General features: G+C 37.1%; 13 protein-coding genes. 7 read left to right on the forward strand and 6 right to left on the reverse strand.

Annotated features, from left to right (window positions below):
* Positions 1 to 25 precede the first annotated feature (25 nt).
* Entirely contained in the window at positions 26 to 736 is a 711-nt protein-coding gene (locus tag CPT03_RS19925; RefSeq protein WP_099440470.1) for an SGNH/GDSL hydrolase family protein, read from the forward strand.
* An 8-nt stretch (positions 737 to 744) separates the two neighbouring features.
* Here the strand turns inward: CPT03_RS19925 and CPT03_RS19930 are convergent, their stop codons facing one another.
* Positions 745 to 1,476: an RDD family protein gene (locus tag CPT03_RS19930; protein ID WP_099440471.1), complete on the reverse strand. Its 732-nt coding sequence runs from the start codon at positions 1,474 to 1,476 to the stop codon at positions 745 to 747.
* A 131-nt stretch (positions 1,477 to 1,607) separates the two neighbouring features.
* On the opposite strand from CPT03_RS19930, the gene CPT03_RS19935 reads away from it, so the two are divergent.
* Genes CPT03_RS19935 through CPT03_RS19960 form a run of 6 tightly spaced genes read left to right on the forward strand, consistent with a single transcriptional unit; the run spans position 1,608 to position 7,694 of the window.
* The gene (locus CPT03_RS19935) at positions 1,608 to 2,570 is read left to right on the forward strand and encodes a stage II sporulation protein M (protein ID WP_099440472.1); all 963 of its coding nucleotides are present in this window, start codon (positions 1,608 to 1,610) and stop codon (positions 2,568 to 2,570) included.
* Complete coding sequence (locus CPT03_RS19940) at positions 2,560 to 3,450, forward strand: hypothetical protein (protein ID WP_099440473.1); 891 nt, start codon at positions 2,560 to 2,562, stop codon at positions 3,448 to 3,450. The genes CPT03_RS19935 and CPT03_RS19940 overlap by 11 nt, the downstream gene beginning before the upstream one ends.
* 1 nt (position 3,451) lies before the next feature.
* On the forward strand, positions 3,452 to 4,174 hold the full coding sequence (locus CPT03_RS19945) for a DUF4129 domain-containing protein (RefSeq protein ID WP_099440474.1): 723 nt from the start codon (positions 3,452 to 3,454) through the stop codon (positions 4,172 to 4,174).
* Positions 4,171 to 5,355 (forward strand): DUF4350 domain-containing protein, encoded by a 1,185-nt coding sequence (locus CPT03_RS19950; protein ID WP_099440475.1) that lies wholly within the window; start codon positions 4,171 to 4,173, stop codon positions 5,353 to 5,355. The genes CPT03_RS19945 and CPT03_RS19950 overlap by 4 nt, the downstream gene beginning before the upstream one ends.
* Positions 5,356 to 5,358: 3 nt before the next feature.
* Entirely contained in the window at positions 5,359 to 6,336 is a 978-nt protein-coding gene (locus tag CPT03_RS19955; RefSeq protein ID WP_099440476.1) for an AAA family ATPase, read from the forward strand.
* Positions 6,337 to 6,347: 11 nt separating this feature from the next.
* Positions 6,348 to 7,694: a DUF58 domain-containing protein gene (locus tag CPT03_RS19960; RefSeq protein ID WP_099440477.1), complete on the forward strand. Its 1,347-nt coding sequence runs from the start codon at positions 6,348 to 6,350 to the stop codon at positions 7,692 to 7,694.
* Between the two features lie 6 nt (positions 7,695 to 7,700).
* Here the strand turns inward: CPT03_RS19960 and CPT03_RS19965 are convergent, their stop codons facing one another.
* From CPT03_RS19965 to secG, 5 genes are all read right to left on the reverse strand, one after another.
* Positions 7,701 to 9,128 carry an L-serine ammonia-lyase gene (locus CPT03_RS19965; RefSeq protein ID WP_099440478.1) on the reverse strand — a complete coding sequence of 476 codons (1,428 nt, stop codon included), beginning with the start codon at positions 9,126 to 9,128 and terminating at the stop codon, positions 7,701 to 7,703.
* A gap of 16 nt (positions 9,129 to 9,144) precedes the next feature.
* The gene (locus tag CPT03_RS19970; protein WP_245869902.1) at positions 9,145 to 9,804 is read right to left on the reverse strand and encodes an MgtC/SapB family protein; all 660 of its coding nucleotides are present in this window, start codon (positions 9,802 to 9,804) and stop codon (positions 9,145 to 9,147) included.
* An 89-nt stretch (positions 9,805 to 9,893) separates the two neighbouring features.
* On the reverse strand, positions 9,894 to 11,534 hold the full coding sequence (groL, locus tag CPT03_RS19975) for a chaperonin GroEL (protein ID WP_099440479.1): 1,641 nt from the start codon (positions 11,532 to 11,534) through the stop codon (positions 9,894 to 9,896).
* Between the two features lie 76 nt (positions 11,535 to 11,610).
* Positions 11,611 to 11,904 carry a co-chaperone GroES gene (gene groES, locus CPT03_RS19980; protein WP_090991726.1) on the reverse strand — a complete coding sequence of 98 codons (294 nt, stop codon included), beginning with the start codon at positions 11,902 to 11,904 and terminating at the stop codon, positions 11,611 to 11,613.
* A 229-nt stretch (positions 11,905 to 12,133) separates the two neighbouring features.
* Positions 12,134 to 12,484: a preprotein translocase subunit SecG gene (gene secG, locus CPT03_RS19985; RefSeq protein ID WP_099440480.1), complete on the reverse strand. Its 351-nt coding sequence runs from the start codon at positions 12,482 to 12,484 to the stop codon at positions 12,134 to 12,136.
* Position 12,485 lies beyond the last annotated feature (1 nt).

Below are 12,485 nucleotides of genomic sequence, written 5' to 3' on the forward strand. Positions count from 1 at the left end.
TATTGTTATTGCGTAAATGTCGAATATGAAGTATTCAATATTAATTCTGGTATTACTGCTAACATTAACCTGCAAAAAAGGAGAAAAGGCAATGGCTAATGAAGATAGTACAGTTGCAAATATGGGCAAACAGTTAAATTATCTTGCCCTTGGCGATTCCTATACTATAGGAGAGTCGGTAGCTACAAATGAAAACTTTCCAAACCAACTGGCAAATGAACTTGTAAAAAACGGTCTAAGGGTAAACCCACCAATTATTGTGGCCAAAACAGGCTGGACAACCGCCGAATTGCAGTTGGGAATCAAAAACACGAAACTCCCTGAGTATAAATTTGATATCGTTACCCTGTTGATTGGCGTAAATAATCAATATAGAGGAGAATCAATAGATGTCTACCGCAAGGAGTTTAAGGAACTTTTGCAAACTGCTATTAATTTTGCAAATGATAAATCTCATGTTTTTATAATATCAATTCCTGATTGGGGGGCCACACCACATGGCCAGCAAAGTGGTCGTGATCCGAAAGTTATTACTAAGGAAATAGATGCCTTTAATGCTATAAACAAAGAAGAAACATTGGCTGCGGGTTTGAGTTACACAAACATTACTCCATTTTCCAGATTAGCGTTGTCTGACAAAACCCTGGTCGCTGCAGATGGTTTGCACCCATCTGGAAAGATGTATGCCGGATGGGTTACAAGTTTAGCCCCATTGGTATCGAATAGTTTAAAGTAACTTATTGTCTAATCTGTTTTCGAAGTTATGTATCTGTAGTCTTTAATTACAGTTTTTAAGAAATCTAATTCGTTCATACCTGCCGGTATTTTAATGGCAAGATGAGCTGCAATCCTCTCTGACATTGTATAAATTAAATCAGCATTGTTTGTTTTGTAAAAAGTGCTTATCACTTCATGAATTAACTCGGCATCCCTATCAGAAAGCTGGTCAGCATATGCAAAAACCGGTGTGTATTCCTCTTCTACCGGATGAAAAGCAATATGGTCAAAGTTAGTGCGGGGAATTGTTTTTATAAGCGTGGTACCTGCTACTATATCGCCAATTCTTTGTTTATTCTCCGTTATTGCAATGCAGATTAATCCGCCCATCTGAGCGGTTAACAGAAAATCAACCAGTCTGAATAACCAACGGATGAAATACTGACCCAAACTTGCCTGACTGCCGTTTAGGCTAATTACTTTGATCTTCATTAATTTCTTTCCTATGCTTTGCCCATTCATAAAAATCTCAGAAATTAGAGGGTAAAAAACGAAGCAGGCCCCGTAAACTGACCAGATATAAATCATAACAACTGTTGATTGTGAAGTTGCGGTAAGTCCTGTTAATAGTAAAAGCAGAACCCCAACTACGATAAAAGCCGCCAGATCAATTAATCTTGCAGCTACCCGTTCCCCTAATCCCGCAACGGGATAATCAATAGCTACGTGCTGACTGGTATTTACCTGTATTGTTTCCATATAAACTCAAACTTAGATAAAATTTAAAACAAAGAAATGTTCGGGAGAATTAAAATAATGATAATTAATTTTTCTTGTAAAAATCTTTTTTATGCTATTTTACATCAAAATTAAAGCCCTCAAAAAAACCTATGAGAGAATCGTTGTTCGTTAAACAGAATTCCAGTAAGTGGAAATCATATGAGCAAATGAGTGTGGCAACACCAGATGAGCTTGCCGATAGGTTTGTTGATATTACCAATGATCTTGCTTACGCTAAAACATTTTACCCAAAATCAAAGACAACAGAATATTTAAATGGGGTAGCCGCATTGCTCCATCAATCCATTTATAAAAATAAAAAGGAGGGTAGCAATACCTTTATTCAATTCTGGAAATTTGAATTGCCGGTGCTGTTTTATACCTATAGGAGGCAGTTATTGTACGCTTTAATATTTTTTATAATCTCAAGCTTAATAGGAATATTATCTGCAAAATACGATGATACTTTCTTGAGGTTAATTCTTGGTGATGGATATGTAAATATGACTAATGAAAACATTGCCAAAGGAGATCCGTTTGGTGTTTATAAACAGCAAAGTGAGTTCAGTATGTTCTTTAGCATTGCCACCAACAACATTTATGTTTCTTTACTAATGTTTGTAAGCGGAATATTTTTCTCAATAGGGCCGGTGTTCTTTATTTTAAGGAATGGGATTATGCTAGGTTCGTTCGAATATTATTTTTTTAGTAAAGGACTGGGAATAGAATCTATACTGGTAATATGGATTCATGGAACTTTAGAAATATCAGCCATTATTATTGCCGGTGGCGCTGGTTTGGTTTTGGGACATGGGCTGCTGTTCCCTAAAACATATACACGTGCTCAGGCATTTATAAAAAGCGCAAAAGACGGCACCAAAATAGCTTTAGGGATAGTACCTATACTTGTAGTGGCAGCCATGTTTGAAAGTTTTGTTACAAGGCACACAGATATGCCACTTTGGCTAAGTATTTCTATTCTTGGAGGGTCATTTTTATTTATTGTTTGGTATGTAATACTATATCCTATACAACTCATTAAACGCACTCAAAATATAAACAATGCAGAATAAATTAGAATTTAGAAAACTCAGAGAGTTTGGAGAAATCATTAATGATATGTTTCAGTTCATAAAACAGAACTTTAAACCATTAATGAAAACATATATTTACTTATGCGGTTTTTTCGTGCTAGCCGGAATGCTTGCCGCTATCATGTATCAGCTTGGATTAAAGGATCTAGGTTTCGGTTATATGGGCGCATCAGCAAGTTCTAATCCCATTACAAGGCTTAGCCAGTTATTTACATTTAATTATTTTCTGGTAATTATATTTTCTGTGCTAAACTATACCGCTATAGTGGTATCAACCTTAAGTTTTATAGCCTTATATATCCAAAAAGATAATCAGGCACCATCTGTGGATGAGGTTTGGGCTTATTTTAAGTATTATTTTCTTAGGGTGTTTGGAAGTAGCATTGCTATAGGTATTTTTCTTGTTCTTTGCTTTCTATTTTGTGGTCTGCCATTCGTGTACGTATTTCCGGCGATGTCTCTTTTTTATTCTATCATGGTGCTGGAGAACGGGAGCTTCGAATATTCATTTAGCCGGTCTTTTAAACTGCTAAAAGATCAATGGTGGGTTACTGCCGGGGCAATATTTGTTATATGGATAATCACTTATGCGTGCATGTCAATGGCATCTATTCCAGCTATAATACTTACTATGGCTGCCGCTTTTACAAAAGCATCAACTGGTATGAGTACGTTAGCTATTATAAGCGCGACAGTTATTCAATACGTATGTCAGGTATTCATGATCTTGCCAGTTATAGGTGTTTCACTTTGTTATTTTAATTTAGTAGAACGTTTGGAAAATACCGGATTGCTGGAAAGGATAAACAAGTTAGGGAAGGCTGAATCGGATTTAAATTCTACCTCCGAAGAATACTAATATGCGAATACTGGTCTTCTTTTTTCTTTTTTTTGGAATACTCCAGGTTCAGGCAAACGTAGGGGGCAGGGATTCTATTGCTAAAAAAACGGTTGTTAGATTAGATAGTACCAATGTTAATCTTCGTAAATTCGATAAAAGCAAATTGGATACTTATAGTAAAAAAACTGATTTTATTTATGATGATGCACCCGCTCCAAATCTTAGTTTATGGGATCGGTTTTGGTTGTGGGTTTGGGATTTAATTGGTAAAACTTTAAATAACAAGGTGACTGGGGGCCTTGTAAAATACCTGGCAATTGTTGTACTGGTTGGGTTGGTGGTTTTCTTAGTGCTAAAAATAATTGGGGCAGATCTGAAAATATTTTCTCGGCAGTCTCAAAAAGTGGAGGTCCCTTATACGGAATCTGACGATAACATTCATGAAATTAATTTCAATGATCAAATAGAAAAGGCCGTAGCAACCGCTAATTACAGATTAGCAGTTAGGCTTTTATATTTGAGAACACTTAAGAAGTTAAGTGACAGGAGCCTGATTCACTGGCTTCCTGAAAAAACAAATCAAACATATATTAGTGAGATTAACGATCCCGATAAGAAAAAGGAGTTCAGCAAGCTTACTCATCAATTTGAATACGTTTGGTACGGCGAATTTTTTATTGATAAGGAAAACTTCTATATCATTAAAGATACTTTTGAACGGTTTAATTTGCCTGGCGCATGAAGGGATTAAAACGATATCTTATATTGAGTGCGGTGTTTCTGGTAGGCTACCTACTGGCCCAATATTATAAACCCAAGCCAACAAACTGGACTCCAACTTACTTAAAAGAAGATAAGATCCCTTTTGGCAACTATCTGCTGTTTCACGAAATACATGATTTATTTCCGAAAACAGAACTGAGGGTAACAAGAGATCCAGTATACAATACTTTAAGGGATAAGAAATTTAGTAGTACTAGTTACCTTTTTATTGCTCATAAAATAGAGCTTGATAAGCTGGATTTTAAGGAGCTTGTTTCCTTTGTAAAGGAAGGTAATAATGTTTTTATTGCTGCTTTTCAAATAGGTAAAACTTTAAGTAGTACACTTAAATTAGAAATAGGGTCGTCATTTAGTGATTTTTCAGATGAAAAATCCACTAGTGTTAATTTCGTCAATCCGACATTAAGAGCTGAACACGATTACGCATTTGGAAAGCAAATTGTTGAACAGTATTTCAATAAAATTGATACTTCGAGAGCAACGGTATTAGGTCAAAATAACGACGGGAAACCTAACTTTATTAAGTATAGTTTCGGTAAGGGAAATATATACATTTTGCCAAATCCCCGGTTATTTACAAATTATAGCCTGTTAAACCCTTTAGGTGCAGAGTATGCTGCAAAGGCACTTTCTTATCTGCCCACTTCAACAAATTTAATATGGGATGAACATAATACACGTGGTAATATTGATGATTCCGCCGTTTTACGGGTAATCTTTAGAAATGAGTCGTTGCGCTGGGCTTATTATCTGTCTTTAATAGGATTAATAGTCTTTGTTATATTTGAAATGAAGCGTAGGCAACGAATAATTCCTGTAATAGAACCATTAAAGAACTCATCATTAGATTTTGTTAAGGTTGTTGGAAAAGTATATTACCAGCAAAGGGACAATAGTGATATTGCAAAAAAGAAGATCAACTATTTTCTTGAGCACATCAGAAGTACCTATAACCTGAAAACAACAACAATTGATAAAGAATTAGAAACAGCATTAAATATCAGATCAGGAGTTCAGCAAGAAACGATTGGTCTATTGTTTAATACTATAGAAGCAATAAATGCCAATCACCATGTTGATGATGCAATGTTGATTAACCTTAATAAACTAATTGAAAGATTTTATAAACAAGCTCAATAAATTATGGAACCGGAAATTTTTAATGAAAGAACCGACTTGACTGCACTTAATCAGGCTGTTGATCAGATAAGACAAACACTGAGCAGCATTATTATTGGGCAAAAAGAAACAATTGATTTTCTTATTGCAGCCTTACTTGCCGATGGCCATATTTTACTTGAAGGTGTTCCGGGTGTGGCTAAAACATTAAGTGCTAAACTTGTTGCGAAAAGTATTGATGCTTCATTTTCTAGGATTCAGTTTACTCCTGATTTAATGCCCTCGGATGTACTGGGCACTTCGGTATTTGATCCAAGGTCTTCATCGTTTGAATATAGAAAAGGACCAATATTCGGACATATTATATTAGTAGATGAGATAAACAGAGCCCCGGCAAAAACTCAATCGGCTTTGTTTGAAGTGATGGAAGAACGACAAATAACTGTAGATGGACATACCTATCAAATGGATGAGCCGTTTATGGTATTGGCTACCCAAAACCCAATAGAACAAGAAGGGACTTACAGGCTTCCTGAAGCTCAGCTAGATAGATTTTTATTTAAAATTGAAGTAAGATATCCAACACTTGAAGAAGAAATAATTATCCTTCAGAATCAACATCAGCAAAAACTAGAACAGGAAATAAACGCAGTTAAAGCGGTTTTGAGTATTGATAAGATCAAGAAATGCAGGGCCATAATTAAAGCTTTACATGTTGAACCAAAGCTAATAGAATATGCTGCAAGAATAACTCACGAAACAAGGAATAATAAATCACTCTATTTGGGTGCTTCACCGCGAGCATCTTTAGCAATGATCAATAGCGCCAAAGCTATTGCAGCGATGCAGGGACGTGATTTTATTACCCCTGAAGATATAATAAAAGTTGCAGCACCTGTGCTAGCCCACAGAATTATGTTAACACCTGATAAAGAAATGGAAGGACTTACACCGGCAGATGTAGTTGGGCAAATTATTCAAAAATTAGAGATTCCAAGGTAACAGCGAAGCTTTTGAAAAACTTTTTTATTACATATTATAAAGACCTGTTTTTAGGTAAAAAGCTGTTTGCAGGAATTGGGCTTTGCGCCACATTATTTTTGTTTTCTTTCTTTTTGCCATGGCTTGGTGATATTCCATTTGTCGCTTTTTCGATTTTGATGGCATTGATTGCTATAGACATGATCTTGCTTTACCGGCAAAATAAAGGCTTCTTTTTAAGAAGAGACGTTCCGGAGAGATTAAGTAATGGCGATGAAAATGAAATCAATATTTATATAGAAAGCTTTTATCCCTTTGCCACTAAAGTTGGTGTCATTGATGAAATTCCATGGCAATTTCAAAAACGAGATATTTGGTTTGCAAGTAATTTAAAAGCACGGGAACGCAAAACAATAAATTATGTTTTAAGACCTACCAAAAGAGGGGAGTATGTATTCGGGTTGGTTCGTTTATATGTTAGTTCTCCGCTGGGCTTAATTACCAGAAGATTTAACTTCGGAGAAGAAAAGACCGTGCCGGTTTACCCCTCATTCTTGCAACTAAGAAGATACGAATTGATGGCTGTCTCAAACAGATTAAGTGAGATTGGAATTAAAAAGATAAGAAGGATTGGTCACAGTTTGGAGTTTGATCAGGTAAAGAATTATGTCCAGGGTGATGATTACAGAACAGTAAACTGGAAAGCAACTGCCCGGAAAGGGGAGTTGATGGTTAATTCGTTTACAGACGAAAAGGCTCAGCATGTGTATTGTATAATTGATAAGTCAAGAGTTATGAAAATGCCTTTTGAGGGGCTAAGCTTATTGGATTATGCTATTAATGCAAGTCTAGTTCTCTCTAACGTTGCTTTATTAAAAGAAGATAAAGCAGGGCTAATTACGATAGCTGAAAAGACAGGGAGTATTGTCCCGGCCGATCGAAAACCTGCCCAGCTGGGTAGGATTATGGAGGTTTTGTATAAAGAAAAAACACGGTACCTGGAAACTAACATGGAGAACTTGTACACAAGTATAAGGAGCGTTATGAAACAGCGGAGCTTGCTGGTGTTTTTTACGAATTTTGAAAGCATGTCTGCTTTAACCAGACAGCTGCCATTTTTAAAACGTATTGCCAAATTTCATTTGTTGCTAATTGTATTTTTTGAAGATACGGAACTGAAGTCCCTTACAGAGGATGAAGTAAAGGATGTAGAGGGGATTTATATTAAAACCATAGCCAACAAGTTCGCTTACGAGAAAAAACTAATTGTAAAGGAACTTGCCAGACATGGGATTCTAAGTATTCTTACTCCACCAGAAAAACTAACTGTAAACGTAATTAATAGGTATCTTTCTATTAAAGCCCAGCAGAAACTCTAATAAGGCTTAGCACTCAGGTAAACTTATTGGAATATTGGTAGCCAAACCACCATCAGAAGTTTCTTTATATTTTGAGTTCATATCCAAAGCAGTTTCCCACATAGTATTTACCACTGCATCTAAACTTACTTTAGCTTTATCCGGATTACTTTGTAAAGCAAGCTGACTTGCGGTAATTGCCTTAATCGCACCCATTGTATTTCTTTCAATACAAGGAATTTGAACTAAACCACCAATAGGATCGCAAGTAAGCCCTAAATGATGTTCCATCGCTATTTCAGCAGCCATTAAAACCTGTCTCTGTGAGCCACCCAGGCATTCAGTAAGTGCAGCAGCAGCCATTGCTGATGATACCCCTATTTCGGCCTGACATCCGCCCATAGCAGCTGATATAGTAGCTCCCTTTTTAAAAATGCTGCCTATTTCAGATGCACAAGCAATAAATTGTGTAATTTTTTCTTCAGCAAAGCCATCGCAAAATGTTATAAAGTATTGGAGTACGGCAGGGATAACTCCTGCAGCGCCATTGGTTGGAGCTGTTACCACTCTGCCAAACGAAGCGTTCTCTTCATTAACGGCCAATGCAAAACAACTAACCCAGTCAAGAGTGTAATTAAAACCATTTCCGCCTGCTCTAATGGCCGTCACCCAACTTTCGTAGTTAGTATAAACACCATTGCCAATTAATCTTTTATTAAGCGCCACAGCCCTTCTTGCTACGTTCAATCCGCCAGGTAAAAAACCTGAGGTATGGCAACCCCTATAAATACAATCCTTCATTACATTGAAGTGTTGCAAAATTCCTGTTCTTGTAGCAGTCTCTGTCCGCCAGGCCAGTTCATTTTCCAGTACAACTTCCGAAACTTTAAGCCCAGTAGTAAGACACCAGTGCAAGAGATCAGCGGCTTTTTCAATCGGGAAAGGTAAATCAACCTGTTCCCTTTCTTTACCATCTTCACCTTCCTTAATTACAAAGCCGCCTCCTATTGAGTAGTAGGTTTCAGATATAGCCTTGCCGGTTTTTAAGAAAGCCTGAAAGGTAACAGCATTGGGATGGAAGGGTAAGCTTTCAAAAAATAAGAACACCAGATCGTCATCATAGTTAAATGTAATGGGCTGCTCACCCGCAAGTACTAACGAATGATTTTTCTTAATAGATTCTATTGTACTGTCAATGGAACTTACATCAAAAGTTACCGGATCAGCACCCGTTAAGCCCAGTAATATGGCAACATCAGTTCCATGTCCTATCCCGGTTTTAGCTAAGGACCCGTAAAGCAAAATCTTTATCTGCTCAACTTCTCCAAGCAGGTTTTGCTCCTTTAATGAAGCTGTGAATTGTTGTGCAGCGCGCCACGGGCCAAGTGTGTGGGAACTTGATGGGCCAATACCTATTTTAAAAATATCAAATACTGATATCTGTTCTCTTTGCATGATGCAAAGCTAAAATTTAAAAGTCAAATGCTATGATATTTCTATCCTGAAGCATGCGATCTACAAATTTTTTATGGTTTTTAGGGCTTCCTACTGCTATCCATGTTCCACTGATGATGCCATTGGCAAGCTCCTGTTTGCCTCTTGTGAGCTTAAGTTTAGATGTTTTAATATCTTCTTCATACTTTTCCAGGCTTTCATTCTCAAATCTTTTTACAATTCTGTACACCCTTTTAGTAAAACGACGCTCTACCATATCTTCCAGAAATGGAAAAGTGAACAATGCCAGCAAAACCACCAAAGTTACACCTACTGCCTGCTCATAATATCCAGCGCCAATAGCCATACCAATTGCAGCTACAATCCATATTACGCAGGCCGTAGTTAAGCCTTTAACCTGATTGTCTTCTTTAAAAATAACGCCGGCACCCAAAAAGCCTATCCCGGTAACAATATTGGAAGCAATGCGATCACGGCTGCTTAATCCAATCTTTATCGACAGAATTGTAAACAGTGTGGCACCAAGGCCAATCATAATCATCGTTTTTAACCCAGCCTGTTTGCTTCTAAATTCTCGCTCAGCGCCAATTAAACCGCAAAGTAAGGTTGCCATTAAGAATTTATTGACTTCGCTAAGCGTAATGAAATGACCGTTTTCTAAAAAAATCTCCATCATATTTTAACTACCTAAATATAACAAAGATTTAAAACAAAAAGACCCGCTGTTTACAGCGGGTCTTTTTTATAAGTGCAAGGTGAATAATATTACATCATTCCACCCATGCCACCACCACCCATAGGAGGCATAGCAGCACCTGCAGGAGCTTCTTCAGGATCATCAGCTAAAACAACTTCAGTTGTTAATAACATAGCTGCAATTGAAGCCGCGTTTTCTAATGCCACACGACCAACTTTAGTTGGATCGATAACACCAGCTGCTATTAAGTTTTCATATACATCAGTACGGGCATTGTAACCGAAGTCAGCTTTACCTTCTTTAACTTTTTGTACAACGATAGAGCCTTCGATACCAGCATTTTGGCAAATCTGACGTAAAGGCTCCTCTATAGCACGACGAATAATCTGGATACCAGTAGTTTCATCATCATTAGAACCTTTCATGCCATCTAAAGCCTCAATAGCTCGGATGAAAGCAACACCACCACCAGCTACGATACCTTCTTCAACCGCTGCACGAGTTGCATGTAAAGCATCATCAACACGGTCCTTTTTCTCTTTCATTTCAACTTCAGAAGCTGCACCAACATAAAGAACCGCAACACCGCCAGCTAATTTAGCCAAACGCTCTTGCAATTTTTCTTTGTCATAATCAGATGTAGTAGTCTCAATTTGAGCTTTGATCTGGTTAACACGAGCTTTGATATCGTCAGACTGACCAGCACCATTGATGATTGTAGTGTTGTCTTTGTCAACAACAACTTTCTCAGCAGTACCTAAATAAGTAAGGTCAGCGTTTTCTAATTTATAACCTCTTTCTTCAGAAATAACAGTACCACCAGTTAAGATAGCGATGTCTTCTAACATTGCTTTCCTTCTGTCACCAAAACCTGGAGCTTTAACAGCAGCAACTTTCAGAGATCCACGGATTTTGTTAACTACTAAAGTAGCTAAAGCTTCACCGTCTAAATCCTCAGCAATAATTAATAGTGGTTTTCCAGTTTGAACTTGTTTTTCTAATACAGGCAACAATTCTTTCATGTTGCTGATTTTTTTATCGTAGATTAAAATGTAAGGGTTTTCTAGTTCCGCTTCCATTTTATCAGCATTAGTTACAAAATATGGAGACAGGTAACCACGGTCAAATTGCATACCTTCAACTGTTTTTACTTCAGTTTCAGTTCCTTTTGCTTCTTCAACAGTGATAACGCCATCTTTACCAACTTTGCCCATAGCTTCAGCGATTAAAGCGCCAATTACTTCGTCATTGTTAGCAGAGATAGATGCAACTTGTTTAATTTTGTTGTTGTCTTCACCTACAGTTTGTGATTGAGATTTTAAATTCTCAACAATAGCAGTAACAGCTTTATCGATACCGCGTTTTAAATCCATTGGATTTGCACCAGCAGCTACGTTTTTAATACCAGCAGTTACAATTGCCTGAGCCAATACAGTTGCAGTTGTAGTTCCGTCACCTGCAATATCTGCAGTTTTAGAAGCCACTTCTTTAACCATTTGAGCGCCCATATTTTCAATTGGGTCTTTTAATTCAATTTCTTTAGCTACTGTAACACCATCTTTAGTGATTGCAGGTGAGCCAAATTTCTTGTCAATAATTACGTTGCGACCTTTTGGGCCTAAAGTTACTTTTACAGCATTAGCCAAAATGTCAACACCTCTTTTCAGTGAGTCACGGGCTTCTACATTATATTTTACTTGTTTTGCCATTTTATTTATTTTGATTCTTGTTTAAGCTGAAATGGATTAAGCATTAACCAATTTCATTTCAATAATTATACTTGGATTAAAGAGTTCCTAAGATATCAGAATCTCTCATAATTAAATACTCAGTACCTTCAATAGTAACTTCAGTGCCACCATATTTACTGTATAAAACCTGATCACCAACCTTAACACTTAATGGGATTAGATTTCCGGTTTGATCAGCATATTTACCAGGACCAACAGCTACTACTACTCCTTGTTGAGGTTTTTCTTTAGCGGTATCAGGGATATAAATACCAGAAGCTGTTTTTTCTTCTGCAGCAGCAGCTTCAACAACTACTCTATCTGCATTAGGTTTAAAGTTTAAAGCCATAACTTATTATTGTTTTGTTTTTAGATTTATAAATGTAAAAGTAATTTAATTACGCAGGAAAGAACATATCAGTTTTTATGCCAAGGAGGCTAAGCTTGACAAATTTACACAGCATTGTCAGCTAATGGATTAAGCTAAACTGTTTTTGTGTCAGAGTGGCAGGGGCATAAAAAAGCCCGGCAAGATATTATCCTTCCGGGCTTTTGCATCCTTTATAAAATATAAGGACTTATTTTTTTGTTGTGTCAGTTGCTGCTGGTGGTGTGTTTGCAGGAGCAGTACTACCGCCCCCTATTGGAGGTGGAGTAGGAGTTTTGTCAAGTTGGTTCTGAATTTTAGAGCCAGCTACAGCTGCTGAACCGCCTGATTTACCAATAGTTGTAATTGATAAAGTAAGCACAACAACAAGTGCCAGTAAAATCCAGGTTCCTTTTTCTAAAACGTCGCCTGTACGTTGAACACCAAACATATTACTGCCAGATCCGCCTGTTGCCAGACCACCACCTTTAGGATTTTGTATCAAAACAAATAGCGCTAAGGCAATACAAATGATGATTAATAAAATAATTAAGAAAAGCATA

Source organism: Pedobacter ginsengisoli (assembly GCF_002736205.1).
GTDB lineage: Bacteria > Bacteroidota > Bacteroidia > Sphingobacteriales > Sphingobacteriaceae > Pedobacter > Pedobacter ginsengisoli_A.